The organism is Alteromonas sp. 009811495, from assembly GCF_028865455.1.
Taxonomy (GTDB): domain Bacteria; phylum Pseudomonadota; class Gammaproteobacteria; order Enterobacterales; family Alteromonadaceae; genus Alteromonas.
In genome coordinates this window covers 3,967,681-3,987,060 of the sequence record NZ_CP113972.1, presented here as the reverse complement: position 1 = coordinate 3,987,060, position 19,380 = coordinate 3,967,681, and the positions used below count along the sequence as shown (strand labels likewise).

Genomic DNA, 19,380 nt, shown 5'->3' with positions numbered 1-19,380 from the left:
ATGCGCTCCTTTTTTTATGGCATTTCTTGACCGCGGGCAGTTTCAAAAAGCAGATACCAATGTTCGCGGGTTAGCGTTACATCCATTGCGCGTTGACTCGCTTCAATACGCGATAGATTTGTGCTTCCCAAAACTGGCTGTATCTTCGCGGGGTGTTTCATTAACCACGCCAATACAATAGCTTCAGGTGTTGTTTCATACTGTGCTGCTAGCGACGCCACAAGCTTAGCCGTTGCTTTATCATGTGCACTTTCACTCTTAGCTCCAGTATAGCGCCCCTGCGCCAAACTGCCCCATGCTTGGAGTTGGACTTTATGTGACATGCAGTATTCCAACGTTCCTGGTGCGTAACCCATTTGCCTATTAGCTGCACTATTAGTAGTAATGCCGTCTTCTAACCAATCCCTGAATGCCAAGCTCATTTCTAATTGATTCGCCACTATAGGAGTATCGAGGGCAGACTGAAGGTACGCAATCTGGTGACCATGCATGTTAGATACACCCACATGCTTTATTTTTCCTTGCGTCTGCAATTGCTGTAAAACGCCTGCTACTTCTTCCAACTCCATAAGTGGGTCCGGGCGATGTAACAGAAGAATGTCTAATTGCTCGATATTAAGGCGCGATAAAATGCCCTCTACGGAAGATTGAATATACTGGGCAGAAAAATCGTAGCGTTTTGGTCCTAACGAGTCCTCAAAACGTATTGCACACTTAGATTGAATAAGCATGTTTTCTCTTAAGCTGGGCGTGTGTTTCAGCACTTGCCCAAACACGTATTCTGCTTTGCCAAACGTGTAGATATCGGCATGGTCAAATACATTGATGTTAAGCTCAAGAACCTTGTCTACGATGGCACGGGCTTGGTCCACATCGTTTTGGGTGGCGGGGCTATCATTCCAGCCTCCTCCAAGGCCCATGCAGCCGTAAATCAGTCGGCTTGCGTGTGGAAAGTATGCTTGCATGTGTATTCTCCCTCGTGAATAAGTGCGACATGAACGGCTTACATTAGAGCGCGACGGCGACTCAATGAAAACCGCGTATAGATGAATTTAACCCAATGGGCGACAGTTTACGCCCTGAATACGTATGAAGATAAGGATTAATTACATGATCAGACGCACTGTATGGTTATCAAGCATTTTGGCGTTGTTATTTGCTGTGTCAGGCTGCACGGGGTTGCCGGACAACGTGAAGCCGGTCGATGACTTTGAGCTCTCGCGATATTTAGGGACGTGGTATGAAGTGGCGCGTTTTGATCATAGTTTTGAGGAAGGGCTAAGTGAGGTTACCGCTACCTACAGTATGCGAGAAGATGGCGGTGTTAATGTAATCAATAAAGGGTTTTCCAAAGAGGAAGGAAAATGGGATGAAGCGCAAGGGAAAGCCTTTTTTGTGGGGAGTGAGAATACAGGGCATTTGAAGGTTTCTTTTTTTGGTCCTTTCTATGCGAGTTACGTGATCATGGAATTAGATAAAGAAAACTATCAATATGCGCTTGTTACTGGGCCTGATAGGGATTTTCTTTGGATATTGGCAAGAACGCCGACACTGCCACAAGATACACTCGAACAATTACTCAATAGTGCACAGCAAGCGGGCTACGACACTGAAAAACTCATCTGGGTTGAACATTCTTCAAAGTAACGTTAACGGATGGCTTGTGCTATTATTGCGCGAACCCGCCGTTTAAACACGTATTGAGAGAGTTAAAGCATGCAAACGCTTACCATTACTACCCCTGACGATTGGCATCTTCATTTTCGCGATAACGAAATGCTAGCGGAAACAGTACCCGCTACCGCACGCTGCTTCCAGCGAGCTATCGTAATGCCAAACTTGGTTCCACCAGTGGTGAATGCTGAGATGGCAATGGCTTATAAAGCACGAATTGAAGCGGCGCGTCCGGCGGGTAGCAGCTTTGAGCCTTTGATGACCTTATTCTTGACCAACCAAACAACGGCGCAAGATATCGTTGATGCCAAAAATGCAGGTGTGACAGCCTGTAAGCTTTATCCGGCTGGCGCAACCACTAACTCAGATGCAGCAGTTAAAGGCATTCAAGCGCTTTATCCTGTGTTTCAGGCCATGCAAGAGCAAGGCTTATTGCTACTTATTCATGGTGAAGTCACTGAGCATCACATTGATATCTTTGACCGCGAGAAAGTGTTTATCGATACGCACTTAGGCCCAATCGTTGAAGCATTCCCCCAGCTTAAAGTGGTCTTTGAGCATATCACTACCGCCGATGCTGCGAGTTTTGTCGCACAGGCGAGTGATTTTGTTGGCGCTACTATTACGCCTCAACATCTACTATTAAACCGCAACGACCTTCTCGTAGGCGGTGTACGCCCTCATAATTATTGCCTACCTGTACTAAAGCGTAATACCCATCAACAGGCACTTCGTGAGATGGTAGCAAGTGGAAACAAGAAGTTTTTCTTGGGTACAGACTCTGCACCTCACGCGAAACATAAGAAAGAAAACGCTTGTGGCTGTGCAGGCTGTTACAGTGCATGGTCAGCTATCGAGCTCTATGCTGAAGTATTTGAGCAATTGGGCGTTATTGACAAGTTAGAAGGCTTCGCGAGCCATTATGGCGCTGATTTTTATGGGTTACCAAGAAATACGACTACAATGACGTTAGTAAAAGAAGAATGGACAGTGCCTGAAGAAGTAACCCTAGCAGATGGCACTGACATGGTACCATTTTATGCGGGGCAAACCTTAAGATGGAAATTGCACAAGGCATTTCAAGGCGCATAATTTTCGCGCTTTTCGCAGTAAGCTGCTTGTGGGGCTTTGCTCTACAAGCAAGCGCTGAGTCGTTATCGTATTCAATAGATACGATGCAATCATTGCCGCTAAATTCGCGCGATAAAGCAAAAATCCAAGGATACTCAAAAGTACTACTTGCTGAAAGCTTGAAAGAAAGCGGTATTACTTTAATGGCCACCGAGAGTGATTCACGCCCTACTAGCACTTCCCATATACGGCTCGGCATATTAAGAACGCCCGAAAATGAGCAGGGCTTCTACTGGATTTCACCCCTGATAGCACTTGAATGTTCTGAATCAGGAGTGGTCTGTACACCAAATGCGGGCAGTCAGGCGATTAAAGTGGGCGTTACTTATATTGCATTAGAAAAGCGCAATGCTAATTCATTACTGGCTGAAAAACTTTCAGAAACCATTAGTGACTTTAAAACATCAGAGGCTTTCGCTGAATTAGCGAACCCGCTAGTTACATCGCTTAGCACTCGTTATCCCAATGCGCTATTAACCTATGGCACAATCAGTTTACCAGGCGAACTTCACGCGAATACTTCGAACCTGTGGGTAATCGCTGATTTAGTGCCTTTGTTCTCAGAACTGGGCGAGCGTGGTGAATTGAAAGGCATTGTGGCTGATTTTGTGAGAGACATTCTTGAACAAATGGAAATGCCACCTGCTATTTTGTCTGCGCCTTGGAAGCGCATTGCAAAAGAGGCAATGAGTAAGTCAAACGTCATGGTGTTTTCTGTAGTGAGAACACAAGAGCGCGATAATGTATTTCATTGGGTAACGCCTGTCTCCCGCAATCTTCATGGGCTATATGGATTAAATAAGCCCTACTTTGCATCGCTTAACGACGTGCCAAAAACGTATAGAATCGGGACATTACTAGAAGATTATCGGTATAATGTGGCAATTGATAACGGGTTCGAAGTGCGGGGATTTGGTTCTTGGCAGGAACTGGTTGAAGCGCTACTTAGTGATGAAATAGATGTGGTGTTTGGTTCGCAGGGAGCAGTAGACCTCGGATGCACCGCAAAAAAAGATACTTGTAATAAAATCAAATTGGTAAGTGAATACGAAGTTACCACAGCATACGTTGCCCTTTCTCGAAAAAACACCTGCATTTTGGTACTCGAAAAACTCAAATTAGCGGCAGCAAGAGTAAGAAAAAGTAACACATTTAATGAGCAGTTATCTTCTTGGAGCCATATGGTGTCCAGTGACTACGGCATTGCTCATCACACCAAAAACGGTGTCATACACCTTTGGAACAAAAATTAATGACAGTTGAAACAGTAAAGCATTTAGACATTAATCTCGCCATTGTGAAGGCGCTAGATGCACAGGGTATTTATCAGTTATCCCCTATACAAGCACAATCGCTGCCGGATGCTTTGCAAGGTAAAGATATAATCGGTCAAGCACAAACGGGCAGTGGCAAAACCTTATGTTTTGTTATTCCCGCATTAGAAAGCATTGAAGTAAATGAGTTCACTACGCAAGTAGTAGTGCTTTGCCCTACTCGAGAGCTTGCCGACCAAGTTGCCGATCAATTCAGAATGGCAGCGAAGAACATTGGTAATGTAAAAGTAACGACCTTGTGCGGCGGCCAACCGATGGGGCCACAAATTCAATCGCTTAAACACAGCCCTCATATCATAGTCGGCACGCCAGGGCGTGTTATGGACCACGTTGAAAAGCGCAGAGTAGACTTAAGCAACGTGAAGCTTCGAGTATTGGATGAAGCCGATCGTATGCTAGATATGGGGTTTGAAGATGACTTGCGCGTGATTTTTGGGCAAGTACCACGTCAAGTGCAAACGCTACTATTCTCAGCAACTTATACAGAGCAAATTGAACGCGTTGCTACGCAATACCTCAGTGATCCAGTGACGTGTAAAGTAGAGTCTCAGGACAGCAAGCCAGCTATTACGCAATTGGGTTACAACGTGTTAGCCCACACGCGTATTCAGGCACTAAAAGCCGTGTTAACGCACTATCAGCCGAAAAACGCTATCGTGTTTTGCAATCGCAAGGTACAGGTGACAGAAGTGGTTGAAGAATTAGTGGAAGAAGGCTTTAGCGCAGCTGGCCTTCAAGGAGATATGGAGCAACACGCCCGCACTGCGGTACTCATGCAGTTTGCCAGTGATGCGCTGCAAGTGTTAGTGGCAACCGATGTGGCAGCGCGAGGACTCGATATCGATGATGTAGCCTGCGTTATTAATTACACGGTTAGTGAAGAGCCTGAAACCCATGTTCACCGCATTGGTAGAACTGCAAGGGCAGGTGCTCAGGGTATGGCAATTACCTTAGTAAGTGATGAGGAAGAGCACTTCCTCCGCAAGATAGAAGTGCTGCAAGAAAGCGATATACCGCTTAAAGGCGCGCAGAGCTTACGCTTTCATAAAAACAAAATTACCCAACCTGAATTTACCTGTATTTCATTAAGTGCTGGCAAGAAGCAGAAATTGCGCCCGGGTGATCTTGTTGGTGCATTAACGAAAGATGCCGGTATACCTGGAGATGATGTAGGTAAAATTGCAGTACAAAATAGCATGAGTTTTGTTGCGGTAAAGGCCCGCAGTGTAAAACGCGCGATGACGCAATTTCGCGAGGGCAAAATCAAGGGTAAACGCATAAGAGCACGAAAACTCTAACGAGGTTGAAAGATAACAATGGTTGGCGAAACAGAACTGAGTACATTGCTGCGTAACTTGTCACCAGTGGCAAGCGAAGATACCTATGTGTTTGTTTCTGTCGCCCCTGAAAAGGTAACAGCTGCCTTGTTACAGCGTGCTAAAGGAATGTTCAAAGAGCGAGAAGGTGTCACCTTTATTTTAAAAGCGCATTTAGCGCGAGATATGGGATTGACCTTTAGTGGCGAATACCGCTGTATTACTTGTGAGGTGCATTCTAGCCTAGATGCCGTTGGCATGACTGCTGCCATGTCTACAGCGCTTGCCAATGCGGGCATGAGTGCGAATGTCGTGGCAGCCTATTATCACGACCATATATTTATTCAGTCAGATAAGGTGTCAGCAGCGCTCAACGTGTTGAAGTCTCTCGCCGATTCGCCCCAATAAGTCCTCTTGTAAGCAAGTATTGCGCAACGTAATACGTTAGCATAACGGCAAATCCAGATAGCGTGATAGGCTCTCTAAACACGGATTGCGCTAAAATGGCGTCTGAAATGACAAAAATAAGCGCGCCTGCCGCTATCCACCACGAACGCGTAAGTAGCACAGCCGTTACTCCCATTATGGTTATTACACACAAGTATGCGAGAACGGGATAATAAAGTTGTTGTGCCACAGGTAAGATATGCCCTGCCATTAATACAGCGAAACAAATTACTACAAAGCTTAGAAAGAGCTGTATTGAGGTGACGCGTTTTTTCTGCGGCGCGCTTGAAACTTTATTCGCACGCAAATGAATAAAGCTCACAATGTAAGCTAAGTGCGCTATGAAAAAGCAGGCTAGCCCATAAATAAAGCTTTTCGAAATAGGTAGGGCCAAGAATACATCACCCGCTAAACTCGCGATAAGGGCAAAGCAAACAATCAACCTAGCGTTGCCTTTGAGGCGCAGAAAGGTGAAAAGCACCAGTAGTCCTATAGGCAAGGCTTTTACAATAAATTGCCCAATGTAAGGCGTGTAGCTCAAACTGCCTAAATAGAGAAATGCAAATGCGGCATAAATCAACGACATGTAATTTGGCATTACCCCTCCCAGTAAAAATAGCGACTAGGTTTATAAAAAAGGGCAGCGAAATGTCATCCATTTTGCCGCCCTCTATTTAGCGCTAGTTTCGCGCTAACGTGTTTTCATAAAGCGCTAGCGAGTTACCAGATTTTTACGCGCTCTTCTGGAGGAAGATAAAGTGCATCTTCAGGTGTTACGTCAAATGCTTCGTAAAACTCTGGTACGTTGCGCACTGCGCCATTAGTACGGAACTTGGTAGGCGAGTGCGTATCAGTTTGTACTTGGCTACGAAGCGCTTCTTCACGGTATTTACTGGCCCAAACCTGTCCGTAACCTATAAATACACGTTGATCACCAGTAAAGCCATCAAGTACTGGTGCTTCTTCACCGTCTAATGATAGATGATAGGCTTTCAGTGCAATGCTAATACCACCTAAATCACCAATATTTTCACCTAGCGTGTATTCGCCGTTGACATGAAGGTCTGGTAATACTTCAAACTGGTTGTACTGCTCAATCAGATTCGCCGTACGTGCTTCAAACTCACCACGGTCGGTATCGGTCCACCAGTTGCGCAGCACACCGTCGCCGTCGAATGTCGAACCTGAATCATCGAAACCGTGGCCAATTTCGTGCCCGATAACGGCGCCAATTCCACCATAGTTAACGGCGTCTTCTGCGTTCATGTCGAAAAATGGCGGTTGCAGAATAGCGGCAGGGAATACAATCTCATTTAGCGGTGGATTGTAGTAGGCATTAACCGTTTGTGGTGTCATACCCCACTCATGTGTCCATACCGGGCCGCCTTGCTTTTTCAGCATCTCTTCATAAACAACGTCTGATGAACGCTTTAAGTTACCAAATAAATCACCTGCATCAACCGTAAGTGCAGTGTAGTCACGCCACTCGTCAGGGTAACCAATTTTAACGGTAAACTTCGATAACTTGTCGAGGGCTTGAGCGCGTGTTTCATCGGTCATCCACTCAAGGTTTTCAATACTCTCTTTATAGGCAAGTAACAGGTTATTCACCATTTCCATCATGCGTTCTTTGGCTTCTGGTGGGAAATGTTGTTTTACATAAACCTTACCAATAAGTTCGCCAACGTGCGCATTCGATAGACTAACCGCACGACGCCATTGTGGCTCTTGCTCTTCAACGCCACGCAATACCTTGCTGTAGAAATTGAAGTTTGCTTCGTCTAATTGTGCAGATAGGCGGCTAGCAGAGGCGTTTAACAAGCCCCACTTTAAGAATGTCTTCCAGTTATCTAGCGATGTTTCACTTATAACGCCATCAATGTTCTGCATAAAGTCTTTTTGCAGAATACCTAGGGCAGCGATATCACTGATTTCTGCTTTATCTAGGTAGGCATCCCAGTCGAAGTTGGGCATTAATGCTTTTAACTCTTCAATGGTTAGCTTGTTGTAGTTTGCTGCAAAATTACGAGCCTGCTCTTTCTTCATATGCAGCTCTGCAATTTTAGTTTCAAGGTCGAATAGCATTTTGGCGCTTTCTGCTGGCGCTTCAAAGTTGGCGAGTTCAAACATAGTTTGGATATGCTTTACGTACGCGTCGCGAATAGTCTGAGAGGCTTCGTCGTCTTTGAAATAGTACTCGCGCTCTGGAAGACCAAGGCCAGCTTGCCATGTGTACATCAAATACTCTTTGGGCGATTTTAAATCTGGGTACTGAGTAAGACTGAATGGTGTACCGTATCCATAGCGCGCTGCATAAGCAAAGTAGGCAGCAAGATCTGAGTAATTTTCAATACTATCAATTTTTTCAATCTCAGGTTTTAGTGGCGCTACACCTAAGGCATTACGCGTTTCCATGTCCATGTAAGCGCGATAAAAATCACCCACTTTCTGCTCGTCACTACCGGCTTTAAAATCACCTTCTGCAGACGATTTAATAATGTCCATCACGTGATCTTGCGCTTCATCTCGCAGAATCACGAAAGCGCCATAGCTTGACTTGTCAGCCGGAATTTCAAAGTTGTCGAACCATTTACCATTTACGTAACGGAAAAAGTCGTCACCCGGAGAAACAGACAAATCCATATTGTCTTTCATAATACCCGAGCTTAGCGTTTGTGTTTGTGCTGACTCTACTGGGGCTTGTGTTTGTTGTTCTGGGGCTGAGTTTTGCGGGCTACAGGCGGTAAGGGCCAGCGCAACACTCAAACTTAAAACGCTTCGTAACATGGTGTTTTCCTTTTTCTCAATATTCGGCGACCTTGGATATAACCAAAGTTTATTATTTTAAGAGGGGGCGCGTGCATCAAGCAGGCATGGTCACTTTTTTAGCATGTGCGCAGTGATAGAAAAAGCGTTTATAGTGAAAATACACAGCTTGTAACAACTTGTAATACACAATTGGCTATAGTGGAAGCAGTTTGGATGCAGGTTATTCAGTTAAAAGGAGTGGTGTATGAAAACCAATGAAATTCCGTTTGATAGTGTTTCCCCGTGCGAGTATGCCGATGCTTTGCCCAAAGAGCAGTTTATTGACTATGCCATAAAGCCTCTGTGGCCAGGTATTCCGCGGATTGCCGGGCCAGCCTTTACCGTTAAGTGCGACCCAGGCGACCATCTCATGCTACATGCAGCTATTTATCGAGCGAATGCTGGCGACATAATCGTGGTTGAAGCCGATGATAAGTATGCCGTTGCTGGAGGCAATGTATGTGCAATTGCTCAATCACGCGGTATTAAGGGGTTCGTGATTGACGGCGTTATTCGCGATATTGCAGAAACTAGAGAAAATCAATTTCCTGTGTTTGCACGTGGTGTCGTGCCAAAACCCGGCGCAAAAAAATGTATTTCTCCACTCAATCAGCCAGTGCGTTGTGGCGGTGTCACCGTCAATGCAGGGGATATTATTGTGGCTGATGAAGAGGGTATAGCGGTTATTCCTCGAGAACAAGCGCAGCGTGCGTTTGAGATCGCCAAGGCAAGAGGTGATAAAGATGCGGCAATGTCACTCAGTGAATGGCAAGCGCAGCATCAAGACAAAGTAGAGGCTACGCTCGCAAAATTAGGGTTCACTGATTAAAAATAGACGTTTTAGTAAAGCCACGCATAGCTGAACTTCATAAAGACGGCTTGCTCGGTGCGCAATAGGCCTGGGTTTTCATCATCGGCAAACGCTGAATCGCCATAGCCAATGAATAGGCGCGAAAGTGGGTTTATCATGTAAGAATACACCACTTGCGTGCCTAGGCTTCTATCTCGAGCATCTACGCGCATTAGGTAATTATCGGTATTGCGCTTGATATCTGCGTAAACCAGTGCAACGCGGATAAACTGTTTTGCACTAAACTGATAACTTAGTCGCAAATCCGATAGGTTGGCTGTAAAGAGCATTTCATCGTTTACATCAATACGATTGTATTCATGACTCAGCGACGCTTCCAAATGCTGCCCCAAATTAAGGGTAATTGAAGGCTCTAGTAACACCTGATCGCCCAACCGGTCGTTTCTTAAGTCGATTCTGTCACCAATACGGGCAAAATTTTCAAAGTAGAGGGTACGGCTTGGCTGGGCTTCAAAATAGAAGGAATATTGTTCTTCGGTAAAGCGCGTGGCATTGCCATCTATGGCTAAACTAGCGCCATTATGGCGTAAACCAACAGTATCCCTTTTAATCCACTGAAAATTGAAATAAGACTGATAAGCAGCACTTAACTCCACTTGTGCCTGCATTTCGCGTTCAATAAGTTCACCGTCATCGTTGTGGGTGATATCCCAATCACCGCCGAACTCAAAGCGATTCCACCATGCATCTTCATTCCACCAGATATAGCCGCCGCCCAGCACACTTTTATGTCTATCTACGGTGCTTTCAAAGCCCAAGTCAGCACGAAAATCAGCTTGAGTACTTGTGCGATTGGCATAAACATACCAATCGCGAACCTCGTGACGGTAGTCAACCTTGTAGGTACTGCCCGAGAAAGTATCGCTTTTGCGCGTTCGTAGCGTGATCTCGTTAATATCATCATCGGCACTACAGTCATTACTGCAAAAATCAGAGAACAATGTTTGTGGATATTGCGTTTGTGAGCGAAGTACTTGCACACGTAACGTATCGCTTGGCGTTATTTGATAACGGCTATCTAGGCCAGTAACAATATTGTGGTAATCCTCTGAGTGACGACCAGTAATTATTGCGCCTACGGAAAGGTCCTCTGAAATATCATATCGGTATCGGGCGGCTATATTGGTACTTTCTTCGTTAAGCCTTGCTACACTAGAGCCCAGATTTCCAGGCACTAAAAACGTGGTGCTTTCGTCGTTAGCAGCCAAAATACCAAATGTATGGTTATTCACTCGCCCAGTTAGTTTTGTGCCAATGTCAGGTGCGCCGATATTGCGGGTATACACAAGATCGTATTGGGTACTGAAAAAATCGGCGTTTTCGAGAAAGAAGGGGCGCTGTTCAGGGAAAAATAGTGCAAACGGGTTGTTGATACCGAGTTGTCCAGCGTCGGCTTCAACTTGAGAAAAGTCAGGGTTAACTGTGGCTTGCAGTAGCATGTCAGATGATATGCCCCAGTTTATATCGACACCTATTTCTTGGTTATCTTGATACTGCCAGTCTGTCGCATTTTGCGAGGGTACAGCTTCACGGTTACGGGCATAACCCGCTACCGCATAGGGCGTTATGGATAAGTTTTGACCTTGCTTTGCCGTGGCGAAGCCCTCCATATCTCCCATTTGGCATAACCCGCATGCGTTATTCCTATCAACGGGCCTGTTAGAAATTCGAAGGTTATTTTCTCGTGGGTAGAAACGTACAAACTCAGCCCGCCATCTTTTTGGGCCATCACTATCGAGAAAGTTCATGATGCGAAAAGGCAACGCAATCTCAACGGTATAGCCGTCTTGTGTTATTTGTGCTTGTGCGTCCCAAATTGCATTCCAACTATCGCTTTCACTCAACGTCATTTGGTTTTCGATGGCATCAGACTGTATGCCGCGTGGATTAACAAAGAACTGATACGACAGACGACTGTCGCCAAACGTATCTATTTTTATTCCAACTAAGTCGTTATCCCATACGTTATCTCTATCTCGAAATAAGGCGCGTAATTGCGATGGGTCATCGTCTTGCGCAGTAAACGCAATATATATGTTTTCGCCGTTTTCAAATATGCGTGCGGTTGTGAGCACGGGAGGCGTGGTATTCTCAAAAGGGCGGGTAACAAAAGTAAGGGGTACTTTAGTTGCTTCTTCCCACACAGCCTCGTCGATAATGCCATCAAGTTCTACTGTGCCTGCGATGAAAGGAACAACCAGCGAATCGCCGATATTGTCATCAGACGTTTCTGTAATCGTATTTTCCGACCGCTCTGTAACGATAGTGGGAGGTGTGGAAGTTTCGGTTGCTTGAGGTTGCTCGTGTGGTGTTTCTTGGAGTGGTGTTGCAAAGGCAGAGCCCGCAGACAAACAACCCGCAAAGGCAAATGACGCAAAGATTATACATACGCGCTTAAGCACAGCATCGCCGCGCTTTACTAAAAAATTATCCATAATAATGTGTGTGATGTCGTTATTATTTTTTCCCGCGCAAAGTATGAATAAAAGCCAATGCGACAAAAAGCGGCTTAATCGCAAATAAACGGATGCTTAACGTGTTTTGCATTTTTACTTAAGTGAAGATGCGGCGAAAAAGGCGATGAAACAGGGAGATAATGTACAGCGAGTAAACGGCATAAAACAAACCAAGGTATCACCGACAAGGCGTGAACATTTAGTGTAGAATTGCGTACTTAATCTTAGCCCGTTGACCTTTGTATCAAAAACATACCGCAATGGTAAACGCGCTCAAGCCACGTTATTGCTATCTAGCGTTGGCAACACGCACTAGTCTTCTGTTAACAAACGAGTATTACATGTTTTCATTTTTTGAAAGGCTCACACAGCCCTTTCCTGATGCACAACCTACCCAGCCTCCTACGGGCATTATTGCGTTTTGTAAGTACTACACTAAAGGTATGTGGGGCGTCATACTGACTGTTTCTGTATTAAGTGCCATTGTTGCCATCTTAGAAGTTGCCCTATTTGGATTTTTAGGACAGTTAGTCGACTGGTTTTCAGAGCAAGATAGAAGTACGTTTTTAGCAGATCAAAAATTTACCCTTATCGGTATGGGTTTAACCGTACTGGTGTTTATTCCGCTCTTCATACTATTGCGTTCGCTGTTTTCTCGTCAGTCGCTGATGGGCAATTATCCAATGCGCATCAGGTGGCAAGCACACCGCTATTTGCTTGGACAAAGCCTGACGTTTTTTCACAATGAGTTTGCCGGTCGTGTTGCAACTAAAGTTATGCAAACAGCTCTTTCAGTGAGAGAAACGGTTACTAAAGTACTCGACTTATTGGTGTATATCAGCGTGTACTTTATTTCCATGGTGGTCCTTATTTTCAGTACAGATTGGCGTTTAGCTATGCCACTCATCGTTTGGTTTTTTGTCTACATTGGTATTTTGCGCGTATTGGTCCCCAAGCTCAAAGACGTGTCGCAACGACAGGCTGATGCGCGTTCGCTAATGACGGGACGAATTGTTGATAGCTATACCAATATCACAACGGTGAAATTATTTTCTCACAGCCGTCGCGAAGCTGATTACGCGAAGGAGAGTATGGACGGCTTTCTTCAAACCGTTTATCCGCAAATGCGCTTAGTCACAGTGCTAGAGTTTTGCGTAGAAATGGCAAATGCCATTCTTATTTTTACCATAGGTGCGCTGTCGGTTTACCTATGGATGGAAAATATAGCAACCCCAGGAGATATCGCTATTGCCATCAGTTTATGTTTGCGATTGAACGGTATGTCACATTGGGTAATGTGGGAAGTGTCAGGTTTATTCGAAAACCTTGGCACGGTGCAAGACGGCATGAACACACTGGCTCAACCCATCGCGGTCAAAGATAAACCCAAAGCTAATGCGCTTGAAGTAAGCGGTGGCGGGATAGATTTTAAACGCGTTAATTTCTCGTATTCGGGGGCGGACAATAAACCTATCGATGTATTCACCAACTTAGACTTGGCCATTAAACCCGGCGAGAAAGTAGGGCTAGTGGGACGTTCTGGCGCAGGGAAATCTACCTTGGTTAATTTGCTTATGCGCTTTTACGATACCCAAAGCGGCAAAATAATTATCGATGGGCAAGATATTACCGAAGTAGGACAGGAAACCTTGCGTGCCAAAATCAGTATGGTGACCCAAGACACTTCGTTAATGCATCGCTCTGTGCGAGACAACATACTGTACGGGCGAACTGACGCAACAGAACAAGACATGATCCGCGCCGCTAAGCAAGCTGAAGCCCATGAGTTCATTTTGACGTTGACCGATAGCCATGGACGCACAGGATATGACGCTCACGTCGGTGAGCGTGGCGTAAAGTTATCTGGTGGTCAAAGACAACGTATCGCCATTGCGCGTGTTTTGCTAAAAGATGCACCAGTACTTGTACTCGATGAGGCAACATCAGCACTCGACTCAGAAGTAGAGGCTGCCATTCAAACTTGCCTAGATAAAGTGATGGAAGGAAAGACGGTATTGGCGATTGCGCACAGACTATCAACTATCGCGCAAATGGACCGTTTACTTGTGCTCGACAAAGGTAAAATCGTAGAGCAAGGAACGCACGCCGAACTGATTGCCTATGACGGAATTTACGCCAAACTATGGGCGCATCAGACGGGTGGCTTTATCGGTATAGAATAGGGCGAGGATAATGTATTTGACATTCTTTACCGATACGAGATAAAGCGCTTGTATCTTAAAGGTGGTTAAGTATAATACGCGTCCCTCCCTTGCGATACCGCACTTTCCTAAGAAAAGACGCACCATTGACAAGGGTAGTGTAAGTAAAATTTGTCATTTGACACCACAGGGGTGTAGTTCGAATTGGTAGAACAGCGGTCTCCAAAACCGATGGTTGGGGGTTCGAGTCCCTCCACCCCTGCCATTTTACTTAACAACAAATTTTTTATTGCGCCCTCTTTGAGCGCGTAAGACAACGACGCTGTAGTGCTAGGATCGTAACATGAGCGAAAAGACGGAAAATCAGTCCAATGCATTGGACATGTTTAAATGGGTAGTGATTTTTGCACTACTTGCCGGTTTGGTAACCGCGAACACGGTTTACGGTGAGATTTCGGTACTATACCGTGCCATCGCTGCTGTTGTAGTAGTTGTTATTGCTGGTTTTATCGCAGCTTCAACTGAGAAAGGCAGCACTTTCTTGAGCTTTGCTAAAGAATCGCGCACAGAAGTTCGCAAGGTAGTTTGGCCAACGCGTCAAGAAGCAAACCAGACTACGCTTATCGTGCTAGCGGCAACGTTGATCATGGCACTGATTTTATGGGGACTAGACGGCATCATCGTTCGTGTAGTTGGCTTTATTACTGGAATAGGAGCATAACGTATGTCTGAAGAAGAAGCAGTAAAGAAAAGATGGTACGTAGTTCAAGCCTATTCGCAATACGAGTCTCGCGTTAAGAAGACCCTGCTTGAATACATCAAAATGCACAACATGGAAGACTACTTCGGTCAGGTGCTAGTGCCGACTGAAGAAGTTGTTGAAATGCGTGCAGGTCAAAAGCGTAAATCTGAGCGCAAATTTTACCCAGGTTACGTATTGGTTGAAATGGCGATGACAGAAGAGTCATGGCACTTAGTAAAAAGCGTTCCTCGTGTACTTGGTTTTATCGGTGGTACGTCTGATCGTCCTATGCCAATTACGCAGAAAGAAGCTGACGCTATCTTGAACCGTCTTGAAGAGAACGTTGATAAGCCAAGACCAAAAACACTGTTCGAGCCAGGCGAAGTTATTCGCGTTATCGACGGCCCGTTTGCAGACTTCAACGGCGTGGTGGAAGAAGTGGATTACGAAAAAAGCCGCGTAAAAGTGTCGGTACTTATTTTCGGTCGCTCTACACCAGTAGACCTAGAGTTTGGTCAGGTAGAAAAAGGCTAAGCCTTTATAAGTATTTAAAAAAAGACGGTTTATCCGTCTTTTTTATATGTGAAATTCACAAAAATAATTTGTAACAATTACTTCAGAAACAATTTAGCTTTCCTTGTTAACTCACGCCATCGCTATCTGGTATAACCCGCTACCTGTCATATCTTTTTGACACATAAACATAAATACAACAAATAAAGGATGTATGATGAAGCGAAGCGTGTTTATTGGTAGCGCAGTACTTGCGTTAAGTGCGTGTGGCGGCGGAGGTTCTGGCTCGAATAACACGCCTCCCGTTAATGTTGCTCCTAATGCCACCGGATTGTCTCTGACGTTATCTGAAGACAACAGTATCTCAATTGTGCTTAGCGGTACTGATTCTGATGGCAGCATAAGCCAATACGAAATCATGTCGCAAACCGAAAATGGCACCTTATCTGGCAGTGTGCCAAACCTCGAATACACACCACACGAGAACTATTTTGGAAGTGACGCCTTCACTTTTCGCGTTATAGATAACGATGGGGCCGCTTCTGAAGTTGCAACCGTCTCACTCGATGTCTCACCTGTCAATGATGCACCCGTCGTGCAAACTACCGTTATTGCCACGGTATTAGAGAACACTACCGCGACAAGTATTAATCTCGCCAGTTTAGTGACTGATGTTGATAGTGACGACGTAAGTATTGAATTGGTGGCACAAGCCGATAGTCCACTGTTCACTATTGAAGGTGAAGTCAGCGCGTTACGTTTTATAAACCCACCTGATTTTGAGGCGCCCGCTAGCGAAAGTGGAAACAATCTATATCGTGTAATTTTTAATGCAGTGGACGGTGAGGGTGCTGTAACTCAAGGAGTTGCAAATGTTGAGGTTACAGACGAATCGCAAATATCAATTAGTATTCATTATCCAACTGATGGCGCGAACCTAGGTGGTAATGCAACATCAGTAACGGTATCAGGCACGGTAGTAGACGACGAAGACAGCGAAGTGTTAGCCACGGATGTATCGTCAATTAATACAAATGATATTGCCGCAGTAGTAGATTTAGCAGCAGGGACATGGACCTCCACGCTACCTGTCGCATCAACTGACGTTGAGTTAGTTGCCGAAGTGAGTGTTGACGATAGCGTGGTTGCCCAAACCGCAGTGTCAGTCACAAACAGCGCGTTACTTTATACACTCGAGTCGCCATTAGGCGGCGTTGTCGATGAAGCAAATAATCGAATTATTGCTGTAGATGCGTCTTTAAATGCCGTGGTTGCGATTGACCTGACAACAGGAGAGATAACTGAAATTTCTGGCCCTAGTGTAGGCTCAGGCGTGCCCTTTGTTGTGCCGCGCAGTGTGGCATACGACAGTGTTCGCGATGTTATCTTTGTGACCGATACAACGGTAGATGCTGTGATTAAAGTAAATGTTGAAACTGGCGCACGAGAAATATTCATTGAAGAGAGTTTGCTAAATCCATCAGACTATTTTACGCCTAATGATATTACTTATGACCACACAAGCGATGCGCTATACCTGACGGCTAATTACGATACTATTTTAGAAAAGGTTAACCCGCAAACCGGGGCACGTACTGTCGTAACAGGGGGCGGTACTGGCTCTGGCGATACCATTTCAAATATAGACGCTGTGGCAGTGGATAGCGTCAACAATGTCGCTTATGTTACAGAGCGCTATGCAGAAAAGATTTTTCGTGTCGACCTAGCGACAGGTGAGCGGACACTTATTGCGTTTGGAAGCGCAGACAGTGGTGAGACGTTTAGTGATATTGTGAATATTGCAATTTCTAATTCAGGCAATACGCTTTTCTTCGTAGGGCGTACAAGTGACGCTGAGTTAAAGCCAGCAGTTTACGCGTTTAACTTAGTGACAAATCACATATCTCTCATTAACAGTGTCGATAATGCAACAGCAAGCAATATAGGCTCTCTTCAAGATATCATTCTAGGTGATGACGACCAAACATATTGGCTGCTAGATAGCCGAGCAGAAACTGTGTTTGAAGTTAATATGGCCACAGAAGTTACAACTAGTCTATCGCCTCAAGATGAGACAACTGTACTCACCGAACCAACAAGTGCGTTGTGGGATAGCGTAAGAGCGCGTTGGTTTATTGCAGATAGAACACAGATTTACGTTGCAGAAAAAGGGGAAGGGGCACCGCTGCTAGCGCCATTTTCAGTAAGTGAATTTACGGATATTGAGGCTGTTGAATTCAACGAGAAGACCAATCGCTTGTTTGCAGTTGACAGACTTTCCAGAACACGCAAAGTAATCGTAGAAGTTGATACAACAACTGGCGTAAGCAGTGTTGTGATGGACTCTGAGGTTATAGGTTCTGATTTTTACACTAATCAGCTTGTATTCGACGATGAAAATAATATCTTGTATTGGACTGATTATCGTTACGATGAGGTAGCGGGCTTCAATCTGACTACCGCTACGCCATTTACGGTAGCGAATAGTAGCATTGGCAGTGGAGCAAACTTATCTTTCGCGACGACTACCGTCGGTGACCTCGCTAATGGGCGTCTTTTTGTGTACGACAACGCTATGAAAGGTATTTTCAGCGTTGATATTTCAACCGGTGATAGGTTTGAAATTGCTTCAGTAACTAAAGGTAGTGGCGTTGAATTCGAAGATGTTTACAGTATGACCTACGATGACGCGAAGGAACGCCTTTTCATCGCTGATTCAAAACACGATTTACTTATAACAGTAGACGTTGCAACGGGCGATAGAGAAGTTCTATCCCAACCAAATGGCACCATACCCTTATACGGTGCAAGCGGTATGTCGTTTGACAGTGAGACAAATAATATATTTGTTGCAGACTTCAACAAAGAATCTGTGTATGTAATCGACGCTATTAGTGGTGAGCGGGCTATTTTGACGCGCTAAAATAAACACACATAGGGTGCTCGCTATTGAAGCACCCTATGTACTGTGCGACCTGTTTTATCTCGTTCGATGATAGAGTGCCTAACTGGAAAAGTAATTGATTACCCAGAGAGTGCCAATAACATCACAAATCGTGATATAGCACGATAAAAAGCGGTAAAAAAGAACCTGTAACCCATAATACGTCTAGTAAAAAAGCACGAGTCTTACTGATCTTGGTCGAATCACTAAACGCAGAGAAAAAACTAACGCCTATAGCGCGCTTAAGTAACCAATTAGCAATGCACACAACCGCAAGCCATATCACTATTTTCATGCAAGACTCTTTAATTTCTTAAAAACTAAAACTGAATGCCTTTGGTAACGAGCACGTTGAGATCACAACATACCAACCTAGCTAATCTGCCAATTCGAGAAAACTGGCCGTTAGACCGTTTTTTATTCTAATTAGCCCTTGCATAGTAATTAGTCACCTTATATAATGCGCGCCCTTTTAAATGGAAACGGGAAGCCGATTGAGCAAATAAACTCTGTATTTGCGAGGCGTTAGACCCAAACAAGAGAGCATGTAAAATGGCTAAAAAAGTAAGCGGTATTATCAAGCTTCAGGTTGCAGCTGGCGCTGCTAACCCAAGTCCACCGGTTGGTCCTGCACTAGGTCAGCACGGTGTAAACATCATGGAATTCTGTAAGGCTTTCAATGCGAAAACTGATAGCCTTGAGAAAGGTGCTCCGGTACCAGTAGAAATTACTGTATACGAAGACCGTTCTTTCACATTCGAAACTAAGACTCCTCCTGCGTCTTACCTGCTTAAGAAAGCAGCGGGCATCAAGAGTGGTTCTGGCCGTCCTAACACTGAAAAAGTGGGTAAAGTTACTCGCGCTCAGTTGGAAGAGATTGCTAAAACAAAAGAGCCAGATCTTACTGCAGCTGACCTAGATGCAGCGGTACGCACTATCGCGGGTTCTGCTCGCTCAATGGGCTTGAACGTAGAGGACTAAT

The 19,380-nt window shown here is 45.0% G+C and carries 16 protein-coding genes and 1 tRNA gene; 12 read left to right on the top strand and 5 right to left on the bottom strand.

Annotated elements, in window-relative coordinates:
- Positions 1-14 precede the first annotated feature (14 nt).
- Positions 15-965 carry an aldo/keto reductase gene (locus OZ660_RS17890; RefSeq protein WP_274741877.1) on the bottom strand — a complete coding sequence of 317 codons (951 nt, stop codon included), beginning with the start codon at positions 963-965 and terminating at the stop codon, positions 15-17.
- 145 nt (positions 966-1,110) lie between these two features.
- Here OZ660_RS17890 and OZ660_RS17885 point away from each other — a divergent pair, with 145 nt between their 5' ends.
- The 5 genes from OZ660_RS17885 (at position 1,111) to OZ660_RS17865 (ending at position 5,863) form a co-directional block, all read left to right on the top strand.
- Complete coding sequence (locus tag OZ660_RS17885; protein WP_274741875.1) at positions 1,111-1,647, top strand: lipocalin family protein; 537 nt, start codon at positions 1,111-1,113, stop codon at positions 1,645-1,647.
- A gap of 69 nt (positions 1,648-1,716) precedes the next feature.
- On the top strand, positions 1,717-2,766 hold the full coding sequence (pyrC, locus tag OZ660_RS17880) for a dihydroorotase (protein ID WP_274741873.1): 1,050 nt from the start codon (positions 1,717-1,719) through the stop codon (positions 2,764-2,766).
- Positions 2,733-4,058: a substrate-binding periplasmic protein gene (locus OZ660_RS17875; protein WP_274741871.1), complete on the top strand. Its 1,326-nt coding sequence runs from the start codon at positions 2,733-2,735 to the stop codon at positions 4,056-4,058. Before pyrC ends, OZ660_RS17875 begins: the two co-directional genes overlap by 34 nt.
- A complete protein-coding gene (gene dbpA / locus OZ660_RS17870; protein ID WP_274741869.1) occupies positions 4,058-5,437 on the top strand; it encodes an ATP-dependent RNA helicase DbpA in 1,380 nt (459 codons plus the stop codon). Before OZ660_RS17875 ends, dbpA begins: the two co-directional genes overlap by 1 nt.
- An 18-nt stretch (positions 5,438-5,455) precedes the next feature.
- Positions 5,456-5,863, top strand: a complete 408-nt coding sequence (locus OZ660_RS17865; RefSeq protein WP_274741867.1) for an ACT domain-containing protein — start codon at positions 5,456-5,458, stop codon at positions 5,861-5,863.
- Here the strand turns inward: OZ660_RS17865 and OZ660_RS17860 are convergent.
- Together OZ660_RS17860 and OZ660_RS17855 are read right to left on the bottom strand one after the other, a co-directional pair.
- Positions 5,826-6,500, bottom strand: coding sequence for a lysoplasmalogenase (locus OZ660_RS17860; protein WP_274741865.1), 675 nt, complete (start codon positions 6,498-6,500; stop codon positions 5,826-5,828). The two genes, OZ660_RS17865 and OZ660_RS17860, sit on opposite strands and share 38 nt — an antisense overlap.
- 122 nt (positions 6,501-6,622) lie before the next feature.
- The gene (locus OZ660_RS17855; protein WP_202262702.1) at positions 6,623-8,689 is read right to left on the bottom strand and encodes a M13 family metallopeptidase; all 2,067 of its coding nucleotides are present in this window, start codon (positions 8,687-8,689) and stop codon (positions 6,623-6,625) included.
- Positions 8,690-8,915: 226 nt separating this feature from the next.
- On the opposite strand from OZ660_RS17855, the gene OZ660_RS17850 reads away from it, so the two are divergent.
- A complete protein-coding gene (locus tag OZ660_RS17850; RefSeq protein ID WP_202262701.1) occupies positions 8,916-9,539 on the top strand; it encodes an RraA family protein in 624 nt (207 codons plus the stop codon).
- 11 nt (positions 9,540-9,550) lie between these two features.
- On the opposite strand, the gene OZ660_RS17845 is transcribed toward OZ660_RS17850, so the two are convergent.
- On the bottom strand, positions 9,551-12,016 hold the full coding sequence (locus OZ660_RS17845; RefSeq protein ID WP_274741862.1) for a carbohydrate binding family 9 domain-containing protein: 2,466 nt from the start codon (positions 12,014-12,016) through the stop codon (positions 9,551-9,553).
- 362 nt (positions 12,017-12,378) lie between these two features.
- Here OZ660_RS17845 and OZ660_RS17840 point away from each other — a divergent pair, with 362 nt between their 5' ends.
- The 5 genes from OZ660_RS17840 to OZ660_RS17820 all read left to right on the top strand — a co-directional run bounded on the left by OZ660_RS17840 (position 12,379) and on the right by OZ660_RS17820 (position 18,377).
- A complete protein-coding gene (locus OZ660_RS17840; RefSeq protein WP_274741860.1) occupies positions 12,379-14,220 on the top strand; it encodes an ABC transporter ATP-binding protein in 1,842 nt (613 codons plus the stop codon).
- Between the two features lie 167 nt (positions 14,221-14,387).
- Positions 14,388-14,464 (top strand) — tRNA-Trp (locus OZ660_RS17835).
- 78 nt (positions 14,465-14,542) lie between these two features.
- Positions 14,543-14,920, top strand: a complete 378-nt coding sequence (gene secE / locus OZ660_RS17830) for a preprotein translocase subunit SecE (protein ID WP_159625690.1) — start codon at positions 14,543-14,545, stop codon at positions 14,918-14,920.
- A gap of 3 nt (positions 14,921-14,923) precedes the next feature.
- Positions 14,924-15,475: a transcription termination/antitermination protein NusG gene (gene nusG, locus OZ660_RS17825; protein WP_014951044.1), complete on the top strand. Its 552-nt coding sequence runs from the start codon at positions 14,924-14,926 to the stop codon at positions 15,473-15,475.
- A gap of 193 nt (positions 15,476-15,668) precedes the next feature.
- Positions 15,669-18,377 carry an Ig-like domain-containing protein gene (locus OZ660_RS17820; RefSeq protein ID WP_274741857.1) on the top strand — a complete coding sequence of 903 codons (2,709 nt, stop codon included), beginning with the start codon at positions 15,669-15,671 and terminating at the stop codon, positions 18,375-18,377.
- Positions 18,378-18,501: 124 nt separating this feature from the next.
- On the opposite strand, the gene OZ660_RS17815 is transcribed toward OZ660_RS17820, so the two are convergent.
- On the bottom strand, positions 18,502-18,693 hold the full coding sequence (locus tag OZ660_RS17815; protein ID WP_274741855.1) for a hypothetical protein: 192 nt from the start codon (positions 18,691-18,693) through the stop codon (positions 18,502-18,504).
- A 257-nt stretch (positions 18,694-18,950) separates the two neighbouring features.
- Here OZ660_RS17815 and rplK point away from each other — a divergent pair, with 257 nt between their 5' ends.
- Positions 18,951-19,379 carry a 50S ribosomal protein L11 gene (gene rplK / locus OZ660_RS17810; RefSeq protein WP_032097749.1) on the top strand — a complete coding sequence of 143 codons (429 nt, stop codon included), beginning with the start codon at positions 18,951-18,953 and terminating at the stop codon, positions 19,377-19,379.
- Position 19,380 lies beyond the last annotated feature (1 nt).